Source organism: Paraburkholderia sp. A3BS-1L (assembly GCF_051125215.1).
Lineage (GTDB): Bacteria > Pseudomonadota > Gammaproteobacteria > Burkholderiales > Burkholderiaceae > Paraburkholderia.
In genome coordinates this window covers 1,583,402-1,607,265 of the sequence record NZ_CP120442.1, presented here as the reverse complement: position 1 = coordinate 1,607,265, position 23,864 = coordinate 1,583,402, and the positions used below count along the sequence as shown (strand labels likewise).

Genomic DNA, 23,864 nt, shown 5'->3' with positions numbered 1-23,864 from the left:
GGATTTCTAACGAGCTGCCGCAAAGTGATATACCGACGGATGCCCAGCATAGAGCCAATGCGGATAATTTTCGCGGCGCGCAATCTCGATATCGTTAGCGAGATATTGAGGTGCAGCGGCATCGGCAAGCGCGATAGGATCGAATATCCTAATGCCAAATCGTCCTTTCTCGAAATTCAGATAAAACGGGAGCAATAGCGCATCCACCGGCATGCCTAGCCGGAATACGCCGTTATGCAGGCGCGCGGGCCGGTCCCCGATCGTCACACCGACCGTCTCCATGGGAAACTTGGCCAATGTATAAGGCGGAACATCGGAAAACACCACGGCCACGCCATCGCGACGCAATGCGCGTATGACCCGCAAGCCCAAACCGTTGCGGCTTTCGCGGCCATTCTCGTCGTAGGTGTAAAGCACACGGATCGAAGGAATCATCGCCGCGTCGTTACCGTACATGTCGCGCTGCACGCCGGAAACGACTGCCATTGATTCCATTCCCAGAACGCGACGCACTTCGTCCACCACCCAGATGTTCGCGTACTGGGACACATAGTGAAACGGCGAGAGCACGATGACGCGACCCGGTTCTTTAGTCCTGATCTGATTGATTCGCAAAACCAATTGCTAAGCTGCCGCGCGCAGATCGGGCCAGGCGTCCCGGTGCAATGCGCGCCCGGCATAGATGCGTTCGTCCAGCCATGCCTCGCGTACGTTCGCGCTCATCGTACGTAGCGCTTGAGTGCGTGCGAGGCCCACGTCAATGCGGCCGGCTTCGTAACGCGATACACCGTTTGCGCGGATGCCGCCGTCGAAGACCGATCGAATCATCCAGCTGGCAAGCGCCCCCCGCTCGACCGCGACGAATGGCAAACGGGCGAGCAGCCGGCGACGCAGCGCCAGACGCCCACTGGCAAATCGTGCGTAAAGGCGTTTGAAGAATTGTGAGGTTGTGCCCACGGACATTTCTTGGCCCAACAGTATCGGAACGAACCGAAGCCCTAAAAACCGAAAGGGGTGCATTTACCCCCCCCCTTTCGTTCAGATCAGGCGATCAACGCAGAACCGGCGTCGGATCCGGCTGAGGCTGATTCTTCGACTTGCAGCAGCCGCCTGCGAGCTTGGCGTTGGCCAGTTGGCCACGATCGATTTTTTCCATTTTGGTTCTCCAGTTTTCGGATGAAAGCCACCCCGTTTTGGTGGCGCGGCCATCTTAACAGCCGGAATAAAATTCAATCCATTATTGACACATTTTCGTATTAATCTTCAAATCCCCACAAATTTCTCAATTACTGACCAGTTCAGTAAATAGTGCGTATATTTGATCAAGCTGCGTAGCGAACATGCTTTTCTTGAAACAGATTGCGGATAACGTAAGGCTGCTTCTGCCGTCGATGCAGGTGGCGTCGCACGCTCTTGACCATGTCAGCCTTGCTGGTCGGCCGGCTCTTGCCCATCGCGTTGGTTTTCACGTCCTGATTGAGCAATTCGTCGGGGTTCAACTCGGGGCAATATCCCGGCAGCCGGATCAGGCGCAGACGCTCAGCGTTTTCCGCGACGAACTGCCGGACTGCGACCGACCGATGCACCGGATGCCCGTCGACGATCAGATAGATTTTGCGTGTTGCCTGCCTGAGCATGCGCTTCATGAACTCGATAAACACGGCGTTCTTGAACTTGCCCTCAAAGACCATGAAGGACAACTCCCCGCGATTGGTGATCGCCGAGATCATGTTGCAACCAAAGCGCTGGCCGGTGGCGCGCACCACTGGCGTTTGGCCCATCGGCGCAAAGCTCTTTCCGCTCACATGGTCACTGCGCAATCCCATTTCATCGCCCCAATGGATGGTGGCCCTTTCTTGCTTCGCCTCCTTCACGAGCTTCGGGTAGTCCTCATTCAGCCAGCGGGCGATCGCCGCATCGTTTCGTTCGTACGCGCGGCGCACCGGCTTCTGGGCACTCATGCCCCACGCCTTGAGATAGCGCCCGGCTGTCGTCGGCGAAACCGTGACACCGTATTCCCGCTCGATCAGGCTCGCGACGGACTCGCGCGTCCACAGGTAAAACGGCATCGCCAGCTGGTCCGGCATCCTGCTCACGATCAGCCCACGAATCCGGCTACCCTGACGAGCATCCAACCGTCCGCCGCCAGGGCGGCGGCCCCGTTTGCCGGGCTTCAACGCCCGTACGCCGCCTTCTCTGGACAGCTTCATCCATTTGCTGACCGCTCGCAGGCTTACGCCAAACGTCGACGCCGCTCCGGTCTGCGTCATTCCCCCTCGGACCGCTTCCACCACGAGTCTTCTCAGGTGGGCTTGCGTCGCGACATCCAGTTTCCGGGCATCAGTCTTTGTCTTCATGCACGTATAACGCACCACGCACTATTTGGTGCACACGTCAGTAAATAAGCAAAAGCGACCAATGAATAAGAATTGTGCTTTTTCTGCTGTAGTCAATGGATATAAATTTAAGACTCATATTTATGTAAAAATCTCCTTTCCATAAATTACGTCATCCTTATAACTAGAATTAATAATATTCGTATTCATGACACCGCACTCCCCCCATAGAGTTGCCCAACGCATCGCCGAAACGGGGTTTCCTTTTTCGACAGCCGTGCACTCACACGGAGGTCATTGGCGCATGCGCTGACGAAAATCAACTCTAATATGGTTGCCTGAATGAATAAGACCTATCGCTCTGTCTGGAGCGAACAGACCAAACCTCGGTCGCCGCGCCCGAAACCGCCACGGCACACCGCAAATCTTCGCGCCGGCTCGCTGTCCTCGCCACCGGTGCTGTTGGATTCGCTGCAGGCCTCTCTTCCGCAACAACCGGTGCTGCAACGCTGACACCTGCGCAACTTGCCGCTCTCTCCGCCGCGGCTTCGACGACCAAAACCACGACAAGCACCACAACAGGTACAACCGTTGCGCCGGTGCCGGGAACGGTCGGCCAGGGCGGTCTTGAGATTTGCTCGGCACCTCGGGATATTCGTGGGGCTCCAGCGGTGGCAGCCAGTCGCTCGATTGCTCCAGTGGCAGCGGCACGTCCGACGGCCTGGCCTTCTCGCTGAACAACGCCGCGGATGCAAAGGGTGGCTACGGATTCGGCGCATCGACCGCACAGGTCGCTGGCTACCAGAATGGCACGCTCGCTATCCGTGGCGCTAGCGTGATGGTTTACGGTCCGACGACGTTCGACAGCGTCGTCACGATGAGCAACCAGAAGATCGTGCAACTCTCGCCAGGCACGATATCGGCGGACAGCACGGACGCCGTCAACGGCTCGCAACTCTACGCGCTCAGCGTCGGAGTCGGCAACGCCGTGCAGTATGACTCGCCGGCACAGGATTCTGTCACGCTTGGCGGCGCGGCAGCCATGAACCCGGTCGCGCTGCACAACGTCGCGAACGGCACACTCTCGGCGGCCAGCACCGATGCGGTCAACGGCGGCCAGCTCTACGCGACGAATTCGAGCATCTCGAACCTCGCGGGCGACGTCACCAACATCCAGGGCGACATTACCAACATCAACGGCAAGCTCGCTGATGCGGTGATGTACGACCCGTCCGCGCACGACTCGGTAACGCTGGGCAACGCGAGCGACATGAAACCCGTCGGACTGCATAACGTCGCCAATGGTGAAGTCTCGGTTGCCAGCAACGACGTCATCAACGGTTTGCAGCTCTATGACGCCATCCAGAAATTCGACAGCAAGTCGATGCATTACGTCGGCATCAACAGCATGCCGAACGATGGCAACTACAACGGAGAAGGCGCAACCGGCACGGCTGCGATCGCCGTCGGCGCGAACGCACTCGCCAGCGGCGACAATGCGCTCGCCATCGGCACTGGCGCCACGGCCTCGCACAGCGACGCCGTCGCACTCGGCGCGGGCTCGACGACGGAAGCCGCAATCGCCACCACCGACGCCACGATCGGCGGTCAGGACTACACTTTCGCGGGCAGCAATCCGGCAAGCACCGTCAGCATCGGCAGCGTCGGTAACGAACGTACGCTCACGAACGTCGCAGCCGGCCGCCTGAGCGCTTCGTCGACCGACGCCGTCAACGGTTCGCAGCTGTACGCGACCAATAGCGCGCTCGACAACCTCGCGCAGCAAACCAGCAACATCGTGCAGTACGACGATACGAGCAAGAGCACCATCACGTTCGGCGGCGCACAAGGCACGAAGCTCACCAACGTGGCGGCTGGAGACGCGTCGGTTTCGAGCGCGGACGCGGTTAACGGCGCGCAGCTGTACGACGTCAAGGAAGGCGCCAATATCGCCATTACGAAGATCAACAACACGCTGACCACCGCGGGCTGGGGTGCGCAGGCTGCGTCGTCGGATCCCACAGGCTATACGTATGGCGGCTTCATCATGGACGCCAGCGGCAAGGTCAGCAATCCTGCCGTCCTCTACGTTCCGAACACCATCGGGACCTCGGCATCGCAGATCGTCCTCGATCCGGGCCAGGGCAATAGCCCGTATTTCGTCAACGGCAGCCGGTCCCAGTACCTGCCCAAGGGCACCGTCATCAGCAACGTGGCGAACGGTCTGGTGGACACCGACGCGGCCAGCGTGGGCCAGGTCTACGACATCGTCAGTGCGGCAACGGGCGGCGGCCTCCAGAGCACCTTGCTGCGCTCACAGGCGCCCGACCCCGCGAACGGCAGCTCCGGCGTCAACGCGGCCGGCCTCACGCGGACCTATACGACTGCGGCGTACTACTCGCAAGTCAGCGGCCTCGCGGACAGCTCCGGTTCTCGGGGTCCGTCCGACGCGGCACGCGCTTCGGGCGCCGGCTCTATCGCGATCGGCTCGAACGCCTTTACGCCTTCGGCAAACGGCGTCGCTGTCGGTGTGCAGGCGTTTGCGAGCGCGAAGGACGCGGTAGCGATCGGCGCTGGCTCGGTGGCGAACCAGTCGAACACGGTCTCGGTCGGTAATGACGGTACCGGTTCGTATATCGCATATGACGCGAACGGCCAGGTGCAGACGATCCAGAACGCCGTCAACACGCGCCGTATCGTCAACCTCGCAGCGGGCCAGGGCGACACGGACGCGGTCAATGTCGGCCAGCTGCGCAGTGTGGCAGCGGCTCTGGGCGGCTGCGCCGGTATCAATGCGGCCGGCGGCCTGATCGCACCGTCCTACTCGGTGGGCGGCACGACGGTCAATACGGTGGGCGACGCCATCGCCAATCTCGACAACCGCGTGCAGAAGAACACGGCCGAGATCGCGGCGCTGGCTGCGGACGCAACGAGTTCGTCGGCAACGGTCCAAAGCGCATCGAGCACGGCAGCGGCTGCGCCCGTGGTGCAAATGGCTGCGGCACCGCGCTCGCTGCTCGGCGCAAGCACGGCCGGCAGCAACTCCGTCAGGTCGATGGCCGCCGTTGGCGACACCTCGTCCGGCACCGACGCCGATGCAGTCCATTACGATAACGCCGACCACTCGAGCGTGACGCTCGCCAGCACGAGCGGCGGCAATGTCAAGCTGAGCGGCCTGTCGAACGGCGCCCTCTCGCTGGACAGCACGGACGCGGTGACCGGACAGCAGCTCTACGCCACGAACCAGCAGGTCGACAGCCTGAACCAGGCCCTGCAGAACATCAGCGTGGGCGGCTCCACGGCAACCTCGATCAACTCGACGAGCGGCGTCGCGGCAGCCTCGGGCTCGCAATCGTTTGCAGTCGGCGGCGGCTCCGTGGCAACGGGCGCGAACTCGACGGCGATCGGTGACAAAGCCAACGCGTCGGCGAACAACGCCGTGGCGATCGGCGCGAACTCGATCGCGAACCGCGACAACGCGGTCTCGGTCGGCGCCGAAGGCTCCGAAGGCTCCGAGCGTCAGATCGTCAACGTCGCGGCCGGCACGTCGGGCACCGACGCGGTCAACCTGAACCAGTTGAACAACGCGATGGCGCAGCAATCGAACGCGTTCGGTCAGCAGATCGGCAATCTGCAGAACTCGATCAACACGGTTTCGAAGAACGCGTACGCCGGCGTGGCGGCTGCAATGGCCATGCCGAACCTCACGCCTTCGGGTCCTGGGCGCACGGTGGTCGCGGCGGGTGGCGGCTACTACATGGGCGGCAGCGCTGCGGCAGTCGGCGTGACGTATCGTTCGGCGAACGCGCACTGGCTCGTCAACGGTGGCGTCTCTGTCACGAGCACCGGCAACACGGCGGCTCGCGCTCAGGTCGGCTACGAGTTCTGATCGCAGCCAAACTCGCATGACCGGGGCATGTCGCTAACGCGCATGCCTCTTCAAATGCAAAAAACCACGGCCTCGGCCGTGGTTTTTTCTTTCGCCAGCGCGATGCTTCAGCGCATCAGCGTTGCGCTGCGACCATCGCCTCTTCGGTCAGCCAGAGCGACTCCGGCAGATCCTGCTCGTTGAGGTTCAAGCCATCGCCGCCGCGATCGACGACGATGAAGTCGCTCACCTCGCCCAGTGCGATCAGCGGGTGATGCCAGACGCCCTTCGCATAGTTCACGCCTTGCCAGCCGTGCGAAACGAATGCGCGAATCTTCGCGACGTCCAGATCGCCCGCCGGCGCCACCACGACGAGATACGGCTTGTCGTTGAGCGGCACGAATGCCTGGCTGCCGAGCGGATGGCGCTCGAGCATCTTGATCTCGAACGGCAGCACGCGCGGCTGGCCGCGGAAGAGATTGACCAGCGTGCGGCCGTTCTCGTCCGTGACGTCCACTTTCGCGAGATCGTGATAGCGGATCGTCGTGCCCAGATTGATCGGAATTTGCTTCGCGCCAGCCAGCTCGATCACGTCGCCGAAGGGCGCGAATGCTTCGGGGGTCAGCAATTCGATTGCTAGTGTCATGCCAAGATCCTGTGTCGTATCGCTCATATTCGCCTCGTTATCGCTCAAGCGGGTGCACGCGCGAACCCCGGGTTAGCGGCGCCGCGCGGTAGCAGACGCGCCGTCGCGATATGCGAGGCGCGGCGTCAATCTCATGCGTCGATCAACTCGTCGAGCCGGAAGCGCGCGATGCGATAGATCTGGTCGAGACTCGCGCGCATTTCGTCGGTGCGCGTGTTGTTCACACGCGACTCGAAATTCGCGATGATGCCATGGCGGTCATAGCCGCGCACCGCGAGAATGAACGGAAAACCGAACTTCTCGCGATAAGCCTGGTTGAGGGCCTGCAGCTTGTCGAATTCCTCCTGCGTGCACAGGTTCAGGCCTGCGCCACTTTGCTCACGCGTGGATTCGTCGGTCAGCTCGCCGCGCACGGCGGCCTTGCCCGCGAGTTCCGGGTGAGCGTTGATGAGTGCGAGCTGCTTCTCTTCGCCAGCGGTCTCCACGATATTCGACATCGTCTTGTGCAACGTGTCGATGCTCGTGTAGGGGCGCTGCTGCGCCGCTGCTTCCGCCACCCAGGGCGAGTGCTCGAAAATGCCCGAAAGCGCTGCCACGAAGGCGTCGGTCGAGGCGGTATTCAACTGGTCGAGGGTGTATTGCATTGCCTTCATGCGGCGGCCCCGCGGTGGTCGTTCTGCTGCGGTTGATAGGGATGGTGCTCGCGCCAGTGGCGCGCAATGTCAACACGACGCGTGACCCACACGCGATCGTGCTGTTCGATGTGATCAAGGAAGCGCTGCAGTGCGCGGAACCGCCCCGGGCGGCCGAGCAAACGGCAGTGCATACCGATCGAAAGCATTTTCGGCGCTTCGTCGCCTTCTGCGTAGAGTACGTCGAACGCGTCGCGCAGGTAGGTGAAGAAGTGATCTGCCGTGTTGAAGCCCTGCGGCGTCGCAAACCGCATGTCGTTGGTGTCGAGCGTATAAGGCACGATCAGTTGCGGCACCTGCTTGCCGCCGGCGACTTCGACATCCATCCAGAACGGCAGATCGTCGCCGTAATTGTCGGAGTCGTAGAGGAAGCCGCCGTGTTCCGCCACGAGGCGGTGCGTGTTGGGGCTGTCACGGCCGGTGTACCAGCCTAGCGGACGCACGCCCGTCACGCGCTCGATCGCTTCCATGCCGAGCTTCATATGCTCGGCTTCGAGTTCGGGCGTGGCGTCCTGATAGTGAATCCAGCGATAGCCGTGGCATGCGATCTCGTGGCCGAGCTCGACGAATGCGCGCGCAACTTCGGGATGGCGCTCGATTGCCATGCCGACACCGAACACGGTGAGCGGCAGGCCGCGCTTTTCGAATTCGCGCAGAATGCGCCACACACCCGCGCGCGAGCCGTACTCATAGATCGACTCCATGCTCATGTGACGCGCCGGATAAGCGGCAGCGCCAACGATCTCGGAGAGGAACTGCTCGGAGGCTGGATCGCCGTGGAGCACGCAGTTCTCACCGCCCTCTTCGTAATTGAGCACGAACTGCACTGCGACGCGCGCCTGACCGGGCCAGTTGGCCTGCACCGGATGCCGGCCATAGCCGATCAGATCGCGGGGATATTGGGGATCGAGTGGCATGCTGATCGAATCTTTCGGAATGGATAACGAAACGTAAAAACCGCGCGGACGGTCCACACTTTCAGAAAGCGGCTGAACCGGCTGAAAGCCTTGCGCCACAAGGCTTTGCGACGCGCCGGGCGAGACTGCTTTTAGAATCGGCCCAGTGTAGCTAAATCACCCGGGCACGCCCATACGCACTGACAGATAGTAGGGGTCAAGCGAGATGTATGTGCCGCGCAAGCCCCGTCCGGCGCGGCACAGGGCCCGTTGCGTGTTTACCCGAACCGCAGCGGCCGCGCCGGCGACGGCGTTTCGGTGGCGCTCGCCGCACTGGTCGGGCTAAAGTGCGCGAATTCTCCATCGTAACGCTTCACGAGGGGCCGCGCGAAGTCGCCCCGCTTGGCCGTCGCGAGACGCAGCGCGACCAGCGCCTCCACCCACTTCACGGCTGCTGTCACGCCATCCACCACCGGTACGCCAAGCGCGTCTTCCACTTGTGCGCAAAGGCTCGTCATGCCGGCGCAGCCGAGCACGATCGCGTCCGCGCCGTCTTCGTCGAGCGCCCGGCGGCACTCGTCAACGATCGCGCGGCGCGCCGCCGAGCCCGGCTCGTCAAGTTCGAGCACGGCCACATCGATCGCCCGCACGTTGCGGCAAAAGCGATTCATGCCATAACGCTCGGCGAGATGCCACGCCATCGTCTTGGTGCGCGAGAGCGTGGTCACGACCGAAAAGCCCGGCGCGAGCACGCTCGCCGCGTGCATGGCCGCTTCGGCGATCCCCACCACCGGCCCGCGCGCGAGCTCGCGCGCCGCGTACAGCCCCGGATCGCCGAAACAGGCGATCACGTAACCATCGAAGCCCTCGCGCTCGCCCGCCTCCACTTCTGCGAGCAGGCCCGGCGTCGCGAGCGCCTCGTCGTAGTAGCCCTCGATAGAGGGCGGCCCCATCGTCGGACTCACGGCGACGATCTCCGTACCCGCCGCAGCCACCGCGCGGGCGCACTGCCCCATCGCAGCCGTCATGCGCTGCGTGGTGTTCGGATTGATCAGTTTGATACGCATGTCAGTTCTCTGGTCGTTTGGCACCTGTTTCGCACCTGTTTCGTGTTACGTGCGTGCCCGTGCACGCTCACCCATCGTCAACGCGCGATAGAACAGTGCGCCCAGTCCCGCGCCGATGAACCACGAGAAGTTCGCTGCGCTCTCGAGCGACGGCAGCATCACGCAGAGAATCGCGATGACCGCTGCGGGCAGCAGCGCCGACACCGCCCGCCAGTTCACGCCGTTGCTGTACCAGTACGCGCCCTTCGGCGAGACGGTGTAGAGATCGTCGACGGCGAGACGGCCGCGCTTCACGAGATAGAAGTCGACGATCAGGACGCCATACAAAGGCCCGATGAAGGCGCCCAGCACGTCGAGCGTGTAGTGAATCACGGCGGGATTGTTGAAGAGATTCCACGGCGTGATGAAAATCGACGCCACCGCGGCAAGCATGCCGCCCGCACGCCAGCTAATGAGACGCGGTGCCACGTTCGAAAAATCGAACGCCGGCGAAACGAAGTTCGCGACGATATTGATGCCGATGGTCGCGATCGTGAACGTCAGCGCACCGAGAATGACGGCGGTGGGATGATCGATGCGGCTCACCGTTTCCACCGGATCAGTAATCAGTTGTCCGAACACAGGCAGCGTCGCCGAGGTCGTGATCACCGTGACGATCGAGAACGCGAGGAAGTTGACCGGCAAGCCCCAGAAGTTGCCGCGATGCACGCTTCTGAGCGATTTTCCGTAGCGTGAGAAGTCGCCGAAGTTGAGCATCGGCCCTGAGAAATACGACACCACGAGCGAGACCGCAGTGATCATCACCGGGATCACCTCCGCGCCGTGATACTTCACGCCACCGAGATTCAGGCCGATGTTGTGCCAGCCCGCGCGATACACCATGTAGCCCGCCAGAATGAACATCACCGCATAGACTGCCGGACCGGCGAAGTCGATGAACTTCTTGATGGTTTCCATGCCGTTCCAGAACACCAGTGCCTGCAGCACCCACAGTGTCATGAAACCGGCCCAGCCCATTGCCGAGAGTCCGAGCATGCCGTGCTTGTGGACGTCCGCGTATGGCATCAGTTGCGGCATGAATTTGAGCACGACGATCACGAGCGCGCTCGACGCCAGATAAGTTTGGATTCCATACCATGCCACTGCAATCAGGCCGCGAATCACAGCAGGAATGTTCGCGCCGAGCACGCCGAAGGTGCCACGGCAGGCGACCGGATACGGCACGCCGTGACGCTGGCTGGGCCGCGCGATGAGGTTGCATAGGACGTTGACGAGCGAGATGCCGACGATCAGCACCAGCAACACCTGCCAGCTCGTCAGGCCGAGTGCGAAGAGACTGCCCGCGAACACGTAGCCGCCGACGCTGTGCACGTCCGACATCCAGAACGCAAAGATGTTATAGGCACCCCAGGTCTGCTCCTTGAGCGGTGCGAGGTCTTCGTTGTAGAGGCGTTCGCTGTAGCCGGCCGGCAGACGCATGCCGTCCGCCGTGTCGCTGCTCTCGGAAGAATCGAAGGTGGGCACTGCCGGACTGCCTGGTGATGCGCTGAATTGAGCCATGGTCCGCTCCTTGGGATGGATACGCCGACGGAAAAAAGACGCGTGAAACGCCTCGAAACGCGCGCTGCGCCGCATGCCGCGGCCGCCGCGATATTCCCGGATGGCTCCGGACCCAGGCAGGGGGCGTTGCGCCCTCGCGGCGTCTGGCTCGACGCCCATCGCACCGTGCGGTCGCGCCTACGCGCGCCCTGCCCATGGTGTTGCCCGTCCTGCGGGCGCCGTAGCGACGCCCGCTGCCACATCGATCCTTTCTCTAGCGCGCGGCGGCCCGAATTTCGCAGCGCCGCGCGTGTCTCCAGTTCAATTCAGTGTTGCACTTTTGCCCGGCGCCGCGCTGCTCCGCCCCGGTGGGAAATCACTCGATCTTTCGTCAACGCCCAGCCGTGGCTGCGGCGCGCGTGCCGAACACGTCCTGCAGATCCACCGACGCGCCCGCCGGACGGTCGAGCATCCTGAGCTCGACGCCCTGCAGGTGGCGCGTCATCAGCGCGGTGGCCTCCTGCACCTGTCCGGCCTCCAGCGCCTGCACGATCGCCTCGTGGTCGTCGAACGAGCATGGGCTGCGGCCCGGCGACTCGTACAGCGCCGAGATCAGCGTCGAGCGCGCCACGAGGCCATTGAGGCAATCGCACAACACGGTATTGCCAGTCAGTGCCGCAAGCTGCGTATGAAATTCGCCCGACAGCCGGATCCAGGCCGGGAAATCGCGCCCTTCGAACGCCTTGCGCTCGCGCCGAATGGTCTCGCCGATGCCCTTGAGCCGCCGGCTGCCATGCTGCGCACTGCAAATGCGCTCCACCACCGCCAGTTCGATGATGCGGCGCATCTCGAACACCTCGTGCACCTCCTGGAGCGACGGGCTGGCGACAAAGGCGCCGCGGTTCGGCTCCAGATCGACGAGGTGATCGCCGGCGAGCAGCGAAAGCGCCTGCCGGATCGGCCCGCGCTTCACATTGAACACTTCGCACAACTGCGCTTCCGTGAGCTTCGCGCCAGGCGGCAAACGATGTTCGAGGATCGCGGCGCGGATGCGCGCGGCAATGGCCTCGGGTTTCGTTCCGGTCGCGTCGGCTTCGGTATCGGCGTTTCGCATGTCTCTCACCTTGATGTTGTGTATCCTAGTTTGGACATAAAGATTGTCAACAATTTTATCGACCAACCTGGGGAAGATACTCAGATCAGCGTCCGATTCGTATGCCCAATTTTCGCCAAACCCGAGCAAATATAGGGCACAACGCACAGATCCAGTGAGCCCCCATTCCATTCCAGCTCATTTTTTGTCAACAATTTAATGGCGATGACGCTTCCAGAGCACCCGCCCGACTCGTAAGTTTTTGGCTGTTAGTTGCATATATGACACCTAGAAAAAGCGCCCGAAGGCGCTTTTTCTATCTCGCAATCGTCGAGTCAGGCGAGATATGGATAGTCGCTCACAGTGAGTTCGAAGCCGTGAGCGTCGGCATTCAGGTGAGCGTGGGCGCCGAACGGCAGCGTGACCATGTTGTCGATGTGGCCGAACGGCAGGCCCGTAATAACCGGAATCCCCACGACCGAGCGAACTTGCTCGACCATCGCCAGGAAGTCGTAGCCGTTGTCGTAATCGTAGGATTTGCCGCCGGAAAAATCGCCGAGCACCAACGCATGCTGGCGCGAAAGAATGCCCGATAGATGGAGTTGATAAAGCATCCGCTCCACCCGGAACGGCTGTTCGTTGATGTCCTCGACAAACAGGATCCCGCCCTCCACCGGCGGCATATAGGGCGTGCCGACGAGCGAAGTGAGCATGGCGAGATTGCCGCCCCACAGCATGCCCGAAACGTTGGCATGCTGCGCCTGCGGCGCGTCGACCTTGAGCGTGAATTCGGGCTTCGAGAGCGTGTTCCAGAAGTGGTCCATCGTGAAGCTGCTCAACTCCGGCGCGCCGAAATCGCTCACGAGCATCGGGCCGCCGAATGTCGTGAGCCCGGCTTGTGCGTAGAGCGCAAGCTGGATCGCGGTGAAGTCGCTATGTCCGACGAATGCGATCGGCTGTCCGGAGAGGCGCTTTTGCAGGCCGTGGTAGTCGAGGCCGTGCAGGATGCGCACGGCACCGTAGCCGCCGCGCACGGCGAGCACGATATCGGGCAGGTCGCGCCCGGGATCGGCGAGGCGATTCAGCTCAGCGGCGCGCTGGCCATCGGTGCCGGCAAACCGCTGGAAGCGCCGCTCGGCGGCCTCTGTTCCCTCTACGCGGTGGCCCTGCGCGCGAAGACGCGTAATCCCGCGGTACACGGCTTCCTGGTCATGCGGATAGCCCGACGGTGCAATCAGTTCGATGGTGCGATGCATGGTCATGGTCAACAGGTCAGGTAATCGGCGACCGTGCCATGCGCCTGCCACGGCGCGGACGCGTGGCCGCCAGCGGCTATTATCCGTTGTTATCGATTGCTATCGCTTGTTATTGCTTGTTTTCGGCCACACCGGGATCGGCGCCGGCAATGGCCGCGCGGCGCGCTTCGCGGCTCGCGCGGCGGCGCTCCGCGAAGAACGAGCGCAGTGCATCGCCGCATTCGGTCTCGAGCACGCCCCCCGCCACGCACGTGTGGTGGTTGAGCTGGCCGTTCGAAAAGGCGTCGACGACACTGCCACATGCCCCGGTTTTCGGATCGCGCGCGCCGTACACCACGCGCGCGATGCGGGCGTGCATGATCGCCCCCGCGCACATCAGGCACGGCTCCAGGGTCACATAGAGTTCGCAGCCGGGCAAGCGATAGTTGCTCAACGCCGTGCCGGCGGCGCGCAGCGCGGCCATTTCGGCATGCGCCGAAGGATCGTGTGCACCTATCGGATGATTGAAGCCCGTCGCGACGACCTCGTCGCCACGCACCAGCACCGCGCCGACAGGCACTTCGCCGGCCGCGCGCGCCGTTTCGGCCGCGTCCAGTGCAAGGCGCATGAAATGGCGGTCGCGCTCGGTGACGGGTTCGCCGACAAGCTCGGCTCGGGCCTCGGCAGCTTCGGTGGATATGGGAGAGTCTGTGGATCCAGGCGGATCGGTTTGCGGCGCGCCCTCGCCCGGCACGGGCTCAGGGCGCTCCACGTGGCGCTTCTCGAGCTCGCACGGCGGCGTGGCAGCGGGCACGCCGCTCACGCGGCCCCCGCCGCGACGCCTTGCAGCGTCGCACGCTCGGTCAGACGCTCGGCAATGCGGCGGCGATACTCGTGCGGCACCACCAGCGGGCCGCCGCGCAGCGACTCCAGCGCCATGTCGAGCGCCAGCATGCGGGCGCGCAGCCGGCACTGGGCGGCCTTATCGCTCACCTTGGCGAGTTCTTCCTCGAGATCGCGCAGTGCGCGAAGCTGTTCGACCGCGGGCGGCACGAAACCCGCATTTTTCAGAATGCGGTTCGCCACGCGCACCTCTTCGGGGACGAAGGGGTCGTCGTCGAGCGACTGCGGCGCTCCGGCGCCCGGCAAATCGTCGAATTCGCCGCGCGCGGCTGCGGCGGCAATCCGTTGTTCGACGAGAGCATCAAGCAATTTCATCAGCAATCCACTACGTTGCGTCGATCAGATTCTATCAGGGTAACACCTGGAAGACCCTGCGCGTCTGTCATGGCTGACGTTCGATTCCGACGGATTGACAGATGGAGAATTTAATGCGCTGCGCATGTGATCGCCGGCAACGCAAAGCCGGATTCGTCTGATTGGAGCGCGCATGCCGAGTAGCTTATTTTCGAGCCAGATCCGCAACGGCCGCGATGGAGCGGCGATCCGGCGGCTCAATTCCGCTTTCAGGCTCAACTCGGGCCCAATTCGCGCTAAAAAAACCATGAAATCTGCTTCGATTTTCGACGCTTCGCCGGCTTCCGGCGATCGCACCGACGCCCCCCAAGCTGGTTCGCGCAGCTACCGCACCGCGCGGCGGCTGCGCCTTGGGGCCGCTTTAATGCTGCTGGCCGCCAGCCTTTCCGGCTGCGGCGTGTTTTGCGCCGCGGGCGGCGGCAGCGGCGGCATAGGAGGGGGATGCGGGGTGGGAACGGGAATGAGATTTTGAGGCGCCGCTGAGGGCGCCCTGGACTCTCAGGCCTTCAGCACCTTGCCCACCGCATCGACCACGATGCTCACGTTGCTTTCGTTGAGCCCCGCGACACACATGCGGCCCGAGCGCAGGATATACACCCCGAACTCCTCCTTCAGACGCTCGACCTGATCCGCGCTCAGGCCCGTGTACGTGAACATGCCGCGCTGCTTCACATAGCGCGAAAGCGCCTCGCCGCTCACGTGCGCCGCGAGCCCGTCATGAATCGCCCGACGCATGCGCGCGATGCGCTCGCACATCGCCGCCAGCTCCGCTTCCCACGACGCCTTGAGCTCCGGGTTCGTGAGCACCCGCGTAACGATCTTCGCGCCGTGCGTCGGCGGATTGCTGTAGTTCGAACGCACCGCGCCCGTCAGTTGCCCGAGCACGCAATCGGCCGCCTGGGCGTCATCGCAGATTACGTGCAGAGCGCCGCAGCGCTCGCCGTACAGCGAGAAGTTCTTCGAGAACGAATTCGCCACCAGCGCCGGCACACCGCGCCGCCCAAGCTCGCGCACCGCGAATGCGTCGGCATCGAGACCCGCGCCGAAGCCCTGATAGGCCATGTCGACGAACGGCAGCAGATCGCGCTTTTGCAGCACGTCGATCAGCTGGGCCCATTGCGACTCGTCCAGATCCACGCCGGTCGGGTTATGGCAGCAGGCATGCAGCAGCACGACGCTCTTCGCGGGCAGTGCGTCGATGGCCGAAAGCATGGCCTCGAACTTCAGGCCACCGGTGGCTTCGTCGTAGTACGGGTAGGTGTTCACCACGAATCCCGCGCGCTCGAAGATAAAGCGATGGTTCTCCCACGTCGGGTCGCTCACCCACACCTGGCTCTGCGGGAAATAGCGCTTGATGAAATCGGCGCCTACCTTGAGCGCACCCGAGCCGCCAAGCGTCTGCACCGTGGCGATGCGGTTCGCCGCACGCGACGGACATTGCGCACCGAACACGAGCGCCTGCACAGCGTCGCGATATTGCGCGAAACCGGCCATGGGCAGATACGGCTTCGCGCCCGGTTCGGCCAGGATCGCTGCTTCGGCCTCGTGAACCGCCTTCATCACCGGCAGACGGCCTTCATCGTCGAAATAGATGCCAATGCTCAGATTGACCTTGTTCTGTCGCGGATCTTTCTGGAAGTTCTCGTTGAGCGAGAGGATCGGGTCGCCGGGGTAGGCATCGATATGTTCGAACATGGCGTTGGCTTGCGAGTTATGGATGTTTACGAAATGCTGGCCGGAGCGATGTGACGTGACGTGACGTGACATGCGACAGGGTCTAGCGGGCCTGGACGCTGCCTTGCAGCGCCGGCACCGCGCCGCGGCGCCAGAAGCGATAGGCGAGCGCGAGCACCGCCAGCCAGACCGGAATTAGATAGACGGAAATCCGCAGATCCGGAATCAGATACATTACAACGAGAATGCCGGCGAGGAACACCAGGCACAGGTAATTCGTGAGCGGATAGCCGAGGCTCTGAAAACGCGTCGTCTGGCCCGCGCGAGCCTTCTCGCGGCGGAACTTCAGGTGAATCAGGCTGATCATCGCCCAGTTGATGATGAGCGCCGACACCACCAGCCCCATCAGCAACTCGAACGCCCTGCCCGGCATGAAGTAATTGATGATCACGCACGCCGCCGTCGCGACCGCCGTCACGGCGAGCGCCGCCAGCGGAATGCCGCGCCGGTTTACCTTGAGCAATGCCTTGGGCGCATTGCCCTGCTGTGCCAGACCGTAAAGCATGCGGCTGTTGCAATAAACACCGCTGTTGTAGACCGAAAGCGCCGCCGTGAGCACCACGACGTTGAGCACGCTTGCGACCAGATTGCTGTTCATCGCGTGAAAGATCAGCACGAAGGGGCTGCCGCCAGACACGACCTTTTCCCACGGATAAAGCGAGAGCAGCACGCCCAGCGCGCCCACATAGAAAATCAGGATGCGATAGATCACCTGATTGGTCGCGCGCGGAATCGTGTGCGAGGGGTCGTCGGCTTCGGCGGCGGTGATGCCGACGAGTTCGAGACCGCCGAACGAGAACATGACGACCGCCATCGACATCACGAGACCCGACATGCCATGGGGGAAGAAGCCGCCATGGCGCCAGAGGTTCGACACGCCCGCTTCCGGCCCCGCCGAGCCCGAGAGCAGCAGCCAGCCGCCGAACGCGATCATGCCGACGATCGCCAGCACCTTGATGATCGCGAACCAGAACTCGAGTTCGCCATATGACTTGACGCTCGCGAGATTGACGCCATTGATCACGACGAAGAAGACGAGCGCCGACACCCAGGTCGGCAGCGCCGGCCACCAGTAATGCATGTAGATGCCCACGGCCGAAAGCTCGGCCATGCTCACGAGCACGTAGAGCACCCAGTAGTTCCAGCCCGACAGAAAGCCGGCGAACGGACCGAAATATTTATCGGCGAAATAGCTGAAGGATCCGGCGACGGGCTCGTCGACGACCATCTCGCCCAGTTGCCGCATGATGAAGAACGCGACGATGCCCGCAATCGCGTAGCCGAGCAGCACCGAGGGGCCGGCGGTCTGGATCGTCTGCGCGATGCCGAGGAACAGTCCCGTGCCGATCGCGCCGCCCAGTGCGATCAGCTGGATATGACGGTTTTTGAGGCCGCGCTTCAGGTGACCGTCCTGGTCGCCGGGTTGCGCACCGGGTTGACCACTGCCGCCACGTGTGTCGTTTGAAACCATGTCTCTTCCTGTCTCTTCTTTATCGATGCGTCCGCCGGGGATCCTGGTGGGTTCCCAGCGCGGCCGCGCGAAATAAAATTGCGCGCACAACCCTCTGCGCCGGCGCGCTCTCAAGGCCGTCAGCGTTGACCGACAGTCCCGTCAGGCGAACAAAGTGTATAGGCGGAGCGGAAAAATATGATTTCATCTGATACGCAGGCAAACCCTGATTGGTACAATTTCATTTCGCATTAGCCACCCCCAAGGCAACGAAAGTGCAAAACTTCACCCTTGACTCCATCGACCTGCGGCTCCTTGCCGCGCTACAGGAGCACGGACGCGCCTCGAATCTGGAACTGGCCGCCGCCGTCAAGCTCTCGCCGGCCCAAACGCTGAGACGTCATCGCCGGCTCGAGGAACTGGGAGTCGTCAAGCGCTACGAGACGCGGCTCGACGCCCAGGCGCTCGGCTTTGGCGTGGTCGCGTTCATTCAGGTGACGATGGAGCGCGGGCACATGCGCGAGCTCGTCAAGTTCAAGGAACTCGTCGCGCAGTTGCCCCAGGTGCAGGAGTGCTATTCCGTGACTGGCGATATCGACTATGTGCTGAAGGTGGTCGCGCGCGATCTCAAGGCGCTGTCCGAATTCCTGCTCGACACGCTCATGCGCGCGCCCGGTGTGAGCAGCGTGCATTCGATCGTCTGCCTCGATGAACTCAAGGGAACGAGCGCCCTGCCGCTGGAGGCGTGAGCGGAGCGCCAGACGGAGTGAAGCAGGCTTGCTGGGGATAAGTCCAGTGCGAAACGCAATTTTATAGCATTTGCATGCCCCGTATGAGGGATGATTGCGCTCTCGCTGAGGGAAGGCATGCCGGCAGTGGACTTGCGCGCGGGGTACGGGAGATCCCGATAACTATCAGCCCTCTCAGTCCGACGGGCCGCCGCACTTCAGCAGCCAACGACCTTTTGTGTCGTAACGCGTCTTGCCGAGGCAGCTATCGACCAGAACGAATTCCCGCACGGTCCATGTGATCGGCTTAATCTCGCGCGGATCGACCGGGCCGTCGTCGCCGTACAGCACGTGAGGTGCAGGCGCTCGGTATGCAGCCTCGGTCATCGCGCAAAAAAACAACTCCCGGCCAGTATTCCCTGCCGGGCGTTTCTCAGAACACTGGGTGAGCAGCGGTTTGCGGCCAACTACCATTCGATACGTTGGGCGTGCGGCCACGGCCGTTGGCCCGGCCGCGCCGCTGGGGATCACTCCCACTCGATTGTCAATGTCCGGGATGGAGCCTTTTAGGGACGGCGTTTCCGCTTGGTCACGCGACATCGATACCGTCAGCGGTACCGAAAATCCTGCTCGGCACTTATCAGCTTTCGCCGGGCCACGCCGGAGCATTCGAGCTCGCTTTGTTTCAAAAACCGCGGACACCCATATCTCCGGACGATTTGCGAACGCGATACCGTCGCTGATACCGTCAGGCTAGTTCGAACGCGATTCTCTGTACCGTCACAACCGCAATGCGGCGCAAAGATCGTCGTGCTCGAAGGCACTTGCCATGCGAGCGATCTCTGCGCGCTTGCAACCGACTTCCTGAGCAACCGCCTGCCATGTCCGGCTCACGTCGGCTACCTCCCGGATCATGGCCCGAGCCTGTTTCAGCGACAAGCCGAAAAACTCCGCCGCATTCTCAAGAAGGTCGACCGAACACGTCCCCTCATCGAGATCGATGTTAGTCGTCAGGATGCGCGCCTTGACGTCGGTTGGCGTGGGATTGAGGTCGTAGGCCGGCGACAACACCCAACCGTCGCGGCCGGCCCAGAGGAAACCGTGGTTGCGCAAATGGTCATCGACGTTGGAAACCAGAACATTGAAGGTCACACGACGATACAACTGCGCGGCATCGGTCCGCGCCTTCGCTCCGTGTTGTGTCAGTACATCAACCAGTTCGGGATAGCTGCCGCGTTGGCCGTCCCGCGATCCTGTCATCGACATTGCCGAGAGAAAGGGAATGCGAATACTCCCGGCGCGATCGAAGCGGCGCGACAACAGCACAGACTTGCCCGCTACCTGAAGCAGTTCGTGATGCGGGGTGGAAATACCGGCGCGTTCAGCCAGGCGCAGGGCAACTTCCTCCCAGGCCTCGATACTGTATTCGTCGGTCTCCTTCGGGAATTTGGCAATCGACAAATGGCCATACTGGTCGATGACCGAAGCCTTGGGACGTGCGCCACCGAGTGACGACCCGGGCGCGAAGATCAGTTGCAGATCATCATCGGTTTCCTCGTCCCGCAAGATGCGCTCAGTGATCTGAAGCAGCCGCCCCAATTCGATCAGCGCGGGGACACCAGCGGGCACGGGCGCCTGGAATTCATCTTCTCCATTCCAGCGGAATCGCAGCGCGCCCAAGCGCGTTTCGTCAGCTACGCCCAGCAGATAGTCCAGTTCACCGAGCGTGCGGACGCGCCGTCCTTCACGTTCGGCTTGTCGACGCTCCGCGCGCTGCATGAGGCGACGCCCCCACGTATCGGGCGCCGAATCGCCGATCGAACCAAAGACGGGTTGATCTGGCGGCGGCGGGAAGACACCACGCGTCAACGCAAGCGCCGGCTCAATCGAAAAGCGCTCGTCGTCGACGAGCCAAGCCTCATCATATTCGAACGTGACCGTTTCTTCCCGACGCGACGCATGGCGCCTGAGCAACCCCACCGGTCGCAGTGAGCCATCGAGATCGATGTATACCTCGACATCAGCCATGGTCACCTTTCCCTCCTGCACGAGGCAATCGGACGCGCTGAGGCAAAGCCGCGGTTGCAAGTGACTGTCCCACTGTATCCCGGGCAGCATCGGCAACCCCCCGTAGTCCATCCAGAAGCCCAAGCGCCTGCAGCACGGCCGCGTAGATGCCGATACTCACGCCCGGATCGCCCGCCTCGACGCGCTGCAGAGTCGCTCTCGACGTAAAGGCCCGCTCGGCAATCACCGCCATGGTCAACCGGCGGCGGCGGCGCGCGTCGTGAATGTCGGAGCCGAATTTGCGCAGGGCCCGCCGGACGCCGGCGGAAGGAGTATGAGGGGTCGGCATTTTGCTATCTTCATGAGTCTCTATACTTGGTTAATGTATCACGAAGATAGCATTTCTTCCCCGATAGTCGGCATCGGCTGAGTGGCTCGACGTCGGATGCTGACTTCGGCTCGCCATCCAGCCAGGTTCCGGTCGAGTTCGACCACATCGCGAAAAACTCGTTTCCACTACGAACCGGAAGCCGTGCCAGGTGACGGAGCTGACGCCAGCCCCACTTGGCGAGGTGCGCTGCATCGAGCCGCCGTCTAATCGAGGACGAGCCAGGCTCGCTCATATAATGAGTCACAGCAATGGCAATGTACTGACAAAATGCTACGCTCGGTAACTCAGATTCGGCAGAGTTGCCTGACCGGGGGAGGAGACATGCGAGAAGAAGAGGCGCTCCTATTTCGCCACGTGAGCGCGGATCGAGGTGTCCTATATCGCCAGATCCTGGATGTTTTTGCCTCGGCGCGGCGTCAGTTTCGGCTGCAGTTGCGGCCTGACGACGTCCTGGCTGAAGGAACGTCGGGCTCGCCCCCGCCTTCCCTGGAAGACTTGAATCAGGCTCTCACCCAGCTAACCGCTTGGGGGAATCTCGAAACACAGGCTGACATGAGTCGTGCTTCGAGCCTGAGCATGTTCTATCGGGCGCGTCTCTTGTACCGGCTGTCCTTGCGTACAGGTCGCGTCGTGTCCGCCATTCTGCCGCCCTTAAGCCAGCTGTCGGCCCATTCACCAAAGGTCTTCGCGGCAGCTCGCCGCTGCTTTTCCCGCTGTTTCTCCACTGCCGGCGACCTGCCCTCACGGACGGCACGACGGGCGTCCAGCAGTTTTTCCCGCGCGAACGCCAGCGAGATGCCCCCTCGACCATAGCGGCCGATGGTCAGCGTTTCCCGCCGCCCGTTCACGCGGTAGTCGTATCGAAAAGAAATGGTGCCCGCCGGAGAGACTGCGACATACATGCCGTCGCGGTCGGCGATCTTGTACAGGGCTGTACGGGGCTTGAGGTTGCGAAGTGCAAATTCGGTGAGCATCTTTTCTCGTTCTCGTGGTTGGTACAACTTTTACCGTCATCAACCACGAGCCCTGGATGTGCCCGCAAACCCGCACCACGCCTAGCTTTTTGGAAAAAAATCTACCGTCACGCCCGAATTGCGCTGTCGGTAGATTATCGAGTCCGGATAATGAATAAGATGGATACCGTCTCTTTTGCCGTCATCTTGTGACGCAGACGTCCTTGGCTGTCACTGGAATCGCCGAAAAATCCTTTTATATTCAATGACTTGAAATCCGCATTCGAGCAAGTAAAGACTTCTCGCGCAGATTCAAGCCATTGATTTTATTGGGAATTTTTTACCGCCTACTCCCACTCGATTAGCAACCACCAGCCGCAAACCCAACGCTGCGCTTGACTCGGGTCCCATAGCGCCCGCCGATACCGTCAGCGATACCGGCATTCCCGCCCGGCACTCAACAGCCGTAGGTGGGCCGCATCGGAAAATCAGCGCCGCCTGCTTAAGAAAGATTGTCTAAGCCATGCATCTCCAGATGACTTCGGAAGTTGATACCGTCAGCGATACCGTCAGGTCACAACTGGCTAACTGAGCCGGTCGGCGGCTGATCGACCCATTCCGGTCGTCCGACACATGGCGGACTTGTCGTCGGATATCAGATCGGCAGCGGTCATTCGTCGAGGCTGTGCTGGACACCTGCTCGGACGCCACGGGCCCGGTTTGTCTACCGACTTGACTTCTAGATGGCACGAACCGAAAGCAATGCGAAAGGTACCGAAACGTTGCGCATGCGAATGTCTTCGCCAAGCGCATCGCCTCGCCGAAGTGACGCTCGATTGCCACGTGCTTGTGCTCGACGGTAATAAGCCAACGGTCACCCGCCCGGCACTGTCGAAGTCCCATTTCGGGCATGAAGATAACAACCAGCGCCAAGGAGCGGCGTCACCTGTCTCCGCGTGCACAGCTTCGGCTCGTGGAGCAAATTCAATCGGGGGCGAGCTATCGCAACGATTCTAGCCGTCGATCGCTCCAGTAAGTTCTGGCGCAACCGTAAAAAGATCGCCGACCAGACCATAATCCGCGACGCTGAAAATCGGCGCTTCTTCGTCCTTGTTGATCGCAACGATGACCTTCGAGTCCTTCATGCCCGCCAGATGCTGGATCGCGCCGGAAATGCCGACCGCGATGTACAGCTGCGGCGCGACGATCTTGCCGGTCTGGCCGACCTGATAGTCGTTCGGCACGTAGCCGGCGTCGACGGCTGCGCGCGATGCGCCCATGGCTGCGCCGAGCTTGTCGGCCAGAGGCTCAAGCACCTTCGTGTAGTTCTCGCCGCTGCCCAGACCACGGCCACCCGACACGATGATGTTCGCCGACGTCAGTTCCGGACGGTCGAGCTTCGTCACTTCGCGGCTCACGAACTGCGAGATGCCGGAGTCGGCCGCAGCTTCGACCTTCTCGACCGACGCGCTACCGCCTTCCGCTGCAACCGGATCGAAGCCCGTTGCGCGAACCGTGATGACCTTGATCGCATCGGCCGATTGCACGATCGCAATCGCGTTGCCCGCATAGATCGGGCGCTCGAATGTATCGGCCGAGTCGACAGCCGTGATGTCGCTGATCTGCGCGACGTCGAGCTTCGCGGCGATACGCGGCGCGATGTTCTTGCCATAAGCCGTTGCCGGCGCGAGGATGTGCGAATAGTCCTTCGCGATGTTCAGCACCGTCGCTTCGACGTTTTCCGCAAGGCCTTCGGCCAGTTGCGGCGCGTCCGCGAGCAGCACCTTCGCGACGCCTGCGACCTTCGCAGCAGCATCAGCCGCGCCTTGCGCGTTGTGGCCAGCGATCAGCACATGCACGTCACCACCGATCTTCTGCGCGGCGGCCACCGTGTTCAGCGTCGCCGCTTTCAGCGCCGCGTTGTCGTGTTCAGCAATTACCAGAATCGTCATTTCATTCGTCTCCGTGTGCC

At 62.1% G+C, this 23,864-nt stretch carries 22 protein-coding genes and 2 pseudogenes; 5 read left to right on the top strand and 19 right to left on the bottom strand.

What is annotated here, in order from left to right:
• Nucleotides 1-6: 6 nt before the first annotated feature.
• From P5W99_RS07240 to P5W99_RS07230, 3 genes are all read right to left on the bottom strand, one after another.
• Nucleotides 7-615: a hypothetical protein gene (locus tag P5W99_RS07240; RefSeq protein WP_421079441.1), complete on the bottom strand. Its 609-nt coding sequence runs from the start codon at nt 613-615 to the stop codon at nt 7-9.
• A gap of 9 nt (nt 616-624) precedes the next feature.
• Entirely contained in the window at nt 625-1,020 is a 396-nt protein-coding gene (locus P5W99_RS07235; RefSeq protein ID WP_421079440.1) for a hypothetical protein, read from the bottom strand.
• A 302-nt stretch (nt 1,021-1,322) separates the two neighbouring features.
• A complete protein-coding gene (locus tag P5W99_RS07230; protein ID WP_421079439.1) occupies nt 1,323-2,357 on the bottom strand; it encodes an IS630 family transposase in 1,035 nt (344 codons plus the stop codon).
• A 321-nt stretch (nt 2,358-2,678) separates the two neighbouring features.
• On the opposite strand from P5W99_RS07230, the gene P5W99_RS07225 reads away from it, so the two are divergent.
• On the top strand, nt 2,679-2,849 hold the full coding sequence (locus P5W99_RS07225; protein ID WP_421023898.1) for a hypothetical protein: 171 nt from the start codon (nt 2,679-2,681) through the stop codon (nt 2,847-2,849).
• A 121-nt stretch (nt 2,850-2,970) separates the two neighbouring features.
• Nucleotides 2,971-6,225, top strand: coding sequence for a YadA-like family protein (locus P5W99_RS07220; protein WP_434662348.1), 3,255 nt, complete (start codon nt 2,971-2,973; stop codon nt 6,223-6,225).
• Between the two features lie 115 nt (nt 6,226-6,340).
• On the opposite strand, the gene P5W99_RS07215 is transcribed toward P5W99_RS07220, so the two are convergent.
• The 9 genes from P5W99_RS07215 to P5W99_RS07175 form a co-directional block, all read right to left on the bottom strand.
• Nucleotides 6,341-6,850 (bottom strand): ureidoglycolate lyase, encoded by a 510-nt coding sequence (locus P5W99_RS07215; RefSeq protein ID WP_421023896.1) that lies wholly within the window; start codon nt 6,848-6,850, stop codon nt 6,341-6,343.
• A gap of 131 nt (nt 6,851-6,981) precedes the next feature.
• Nucleotides 6,982-7,503, bottom strand: a complete 522-nt coding sequence (uraD, locus tag P5W99_RS07210; RefSeq protein ID WP_421023895.1) for a 2-oxo-4-hydroxy-4-carboxy-5-ureidoimidazoline decarboxylase — start codon at nt 7,501-7,503, stop codon at nt 6,982-6,984.
• Nucleotides 7,500-8,459, bottom strand: coding sequence for an allantoinase PuuE (gene puuE / locus P5W99_RS07205; protein ID WP_421079437.1), 960 nt, complete (start codon nt 8,457-8,459; stop codon nt 7,500-7,502). Before puuE ends, uraD begins: the two co-directional genes overlap by 4 nt.
• A 257-nt stretch (nt 8,460-8,716) precedes the next feature.
• A complete protein-coding gene (locus P5W99_RS07200; RefSeq protein ID WP_421023893.1) occupies nt 8,717-9,505 on the bottom strand; it encodes an aspartate/glutamate racemase family protein in 789 nt (262 codons plus the stop codon).
• Nucleotides 9,506-9,550: 45 nt separating this feature from the next.
• Nucleotides 9,551-11,065: an NCS1 family nucleobase:cation symporter-1 gene (locus tag P5W99_RS07195; RefSeq protein WP_421023892.1), complete on the bottom strand. Its 1,515-nt coding sequence runs from the start codon at nt 11,063-11,065 to the stop codon at nt 9,551-9,553.
• Nucleotides 11,066-11,435: 370 nt separating this feature from the next.
• A complete protein-coding gene (locus tag P5W99_RS07190; protein ID WP_421079436.1) occupies nt 11,436-12,158 on the bottom strand; it encodes a GntR family transcriptional regulator in 723 nt (240 codons plus the stop codon).
• Between the two features lie 314 nt (nt 12,159-12,472).
• On the bottom strand, nt 12,473-13,399 hold the full coding sequence (gene ldcA / locus P5W99_RS07185; RefSeq protein ID WP_421023890.1) for a muramoyltetrapeptide carboxypeptidase: 927 nt from the start codon (nt 13,397-13,399) through the stop codon (nt 12,473-12,475).
• Nucleotides 13,400-13,502: 103 nt separating this feature from the next.
• A complete protein-coding gene (gene tadA, locus P5W99_RS07180; protein ID WP_421025209.1) occupies nt 13,503-14,072 on the bottom strand; it encodes a tRNA adenosine(34) deaminase TadA in 570 nt (189 codons plus the stop codon).
• Nucleotides 14,073-14,191: 119 nt separating this feature from the next.
• Nucleotides 14,192-14,590 (bottom strand): DnaJ family domain-containing protein, encoded by a 399-nt coding sequence (locus P5W99_RS07175; RefSeq protein ID WP_421023889.1) that lies wholly within the window; start codon nt 14,588-14,590, stop codon nt 14,192-14,194.
• Between the two features lie 172 nt (nt 14,591-14,762).
• On the opposite strand from P5W99_RS07175, the gene P5W99_RS07170 reads away from it, so the two are divergent.
• Nucleotides 14,763-15,101 (top strand): hypothetical protein, encoded by a 339-nt coding sequence (locus P5W99_RS07170; protein WP_421023888.1) that lies wholly within the window; start codon nt 14,763-14,765, stop codon nt 15,099-15,101.
• A gap of 26 nt (nt 15,102-15,127) precedes the next feature.
• On the opposite strand, the gene P5W99_RS07165 is transcribed toward P5W99_RS07170, so the two are convergent.
• Together P5W99_RS07165 and P5W99_RS07160 are read right to left on the bottom strand one after the other, a co-directional pair.
• Complete coding sequence (locus P5W99_RS07165) at nt 15,128-16,324, bottom strand: amino acid aminotransferase (protein WP_421079435.1); 1,197 nt, start codon at nt 16,322-16,324, stop codon at nt 15,128-15,130.
• An 82-nt stretch (nt 16,325-16,406) separates the two neighbouring features.
• Nucleotides 16,407-17,834, bottom strand: a complete 1,428-nt coding sequence (locus tag P5W99_RS07160; protein WP_421023886.1) for an amino acid permease — start codon at nt 17,832-17,834, stop codon at nt 16,407-16,409.
• 254 nt (nt 17,835-18,088) lie between these two features.
• Between P5W99_RS07160 and P5W99_RS07155 the strand changes: the two genes are divergently transcribed.
• Nucleotides 18,089-18,562: an Lrp/AsnC family transcriptional regulator gene (locus P5W99_RS07155; RefSeq protein WP_421043849.1), complete on the top strand. Its 474-nt coding sequence runs from the start codon at nt 18,089-18,091 to the stop codon at nt 18,560-18,562.
• Between the two features lie 174 nt (nt 18,563-18,736).
• Here P5W99_RS07155 and P5W99_RS07150 read toward each other — a convergent pair whose 3' ends face one another.
• The 3 genes from P5W99_RS07150 to P5W99_RS07140 form a co-directional block, all read right to left on the bottom strand.
• Nucleotides 18,737-19,243: a hypothetical protein gene (locus P5W99_RS07150; RefSeq protein WP_434662340.1), complete on the bottom strand. Its 507-nt coding sequence runs from the start codon at nt 19,241-19,243 to the stop codon at nt 18,737-18,739.
• Nucleotides 19,244-19,321: 78 nt separating this feature from the next.
• Nucleotides 19,322-20,569: a type II toxin-antitoxin system HipA family toxin gene (locus P5W99_RS07145; RefSeq protein WP_421079425.1), complete on the bottom strand. Its 1,248-nt coding sequence runs from the start codon at nt 20,567-20,569 to the stop codon at nt 19,322-19,324.
• Nucleotides 20,562-20,801 carry an XRE family transcriptional regulator gene (locus tag P5W99_RS07140; RefSeq protein ID WP_434662480.1) on the bottom strand — a complete coding sequence of 80 codons (240 nt, stop codon included), beginning with the start codon at nt 20,799-20,801 and terminating at the stop codon, nt 20,562-20,564. Before P5W99_RS07140 ends, P5W99_RS07145 begins: the two co-directional genes overlap by 8 nt.
• Before the next feature lie 405 nt (nt 20,802-21,206).
• On the opposite strand from P5W99_RS07140, the pseudogene P5W99_RS07135 reads away from it, so the two are divergent.
• Nucleotides 21,207-21,518, top strand: a pseudogene (locus P5W99_RS07135) (DUF2397 family protein); the annotation flags it as partial.
• Between the two features lie 32 nt (nt 21,519-21,550).
• On the opposite strand, the pseudogene P5W99_RS07130 reads toward P5W99_RS07135, so the two are convergent.
• Nucleotides 21,551-21,913, bottom strand: a pseudogene (locus tag P5W99_RS07130) (Arm DNA-binding domain-containing protein); the annotation flags it as partial.
• Between the two features lie 992 nt (nt 21,914-22,905).
• Complete coding sequence (locus P5W99_RS07125) at nt 22,906-23,844, bottom strand: electron transfer flavoprotein subunit alpha/FixB family protein (protein ID WP_421023883.1); 939 nt, start codon at nt 23,842-23,844, stop codon at nt 22,906-22,908.
• Nucleotides 23,845-23,864: the final 20 nt, after the last annotated feature.

What these genes read in the sequence shown, in the direction of transcription:
- P5W99_RS07145 (WP_421079425.1), bottom strand. Translation starts at nt 20,569, where the DNA reads ATGGCTGATGTCGAGGTATACATCGATCTCGATGGCTCACTGCGACCG.
- P5W99_RS07200 (WP_421023893.1), bottom strand. Translation starts at nt 9,505, where the DNA reads ATGCGTATCAAACTGATCAATCCGAACACCACGCAGCGCATGACGGCT.
- ldcA (WP_421023890.1), bottom strand. Translation starts at nt 13,399, where the DNA reads ATGACCATGCATCGCACCATCGAACTGATTGCACCGTCGGGCTATCCG.
- uraD (WP_421023895.1), bottom strand. Translation starts at nt 7,503, where the DNA reads ATGAAGGCAATGCAATACACCCTCGACCAGTTGAATACCGCCTCGACC.
- P5W99_RS07160 (WP_421023886.1), bottom strand. Translation starts at nt 17,834, where the DNA reads ATGGTTTCAAACGACACACGTGGCGGCAGTGGTCAACCCGGTGCGCAA.
- P5W99_RS07190 (WP_421079436.1), bottom strand. Translation starts at nt 12,158, where the DNA reads ATGCGAAACGCCGATACCGAAGCCGACGCGACCGGAACGAAACCCGAG.
- P5W99_RS07165 (WP_421079435.1), bottom strand. Translation starts at nt 16,324, where the DNA reads ATGTTCGAACATATCGATGCCTACCCCGGCGACCCGATCCTCTCGCTC.
- P5W99_RS07170 (WP_421023888.1), top strand. Translation starts at nt 14,763, where the DNA reads ATGCCGAGTAGCTTATTTTCGAGCCAGATCCGCAACGGCCGCGATGGA.
- P5W99_RS07230 (WP_421079439.1), bottom strand. Translation starts at nt 2,357, where the DNA reads ATGAAGACAAAGACTGATGCCCGGAAACTGGATGTCGCGACGCAAGCC.
- puuE (WP_421079437.1), bottom strand. Translation starts at nt 8,459, where the DNA reads ATGCCACTCGATCCCCAATATCCCCGCGATCTGATCGGCTATGGCCGG.
- P5W99_RS07225 (WP_421023898.1), top strand. Translation starts at nt 2,679, where the DNA reads ATGAATAAGACCTATCGCTCTGTCTGGAGCGAACAGACCAAACCTCGG.
- P5W99_RS07175 (WP_421023889.1), bottom strand. Translation starts at nt 14,590, where the DNA reads ATGAAATTGCTTGATGCTCTCGTCGAACAACGGATTGCCGCCGCAGCC.
- P5W99_RS07140 (WP_434662480.1), bottom strand. Translation starts at nt 20,801, where the DNA reads ATGGCGGTGATTGCCGAGCGGGCCTTTACGTCGAGAGCGACTCTGCAG.
- P5W99_RS07195 (WP_421023892.1), bottom strand. Translation starts at nt 11,065, where the DNA reads ATGGCTCAATTCAGCGCATCACCAGGCAGTCCGGCAGTGCCCACCTTC.
- P5W99_RS07215 (WP_421023896.1), bottom strand. Translation starts at nt 6,850, where the DNA reads ATGACACTAGCAATCGAATTGCTGACCCCCGAAGCATTCGCGCCCTTC.
- P5W99_RS07125 (WP_421023883.1), bottom strand. Translation starts at nt 23,844, where the DNA reads ATGACGATTCTGGTAATTGCTGAACACGACAACGCGGCGCTGAAAGCG.
- P5W99_RS07235 (WP_421079440.1), bottom strand. Translation starts at nt 1,020, where the DNA reads ATGCACCCCTTTCGGTTTTTAGGGCTTCGGTTCGTTCCGATACTGTTG.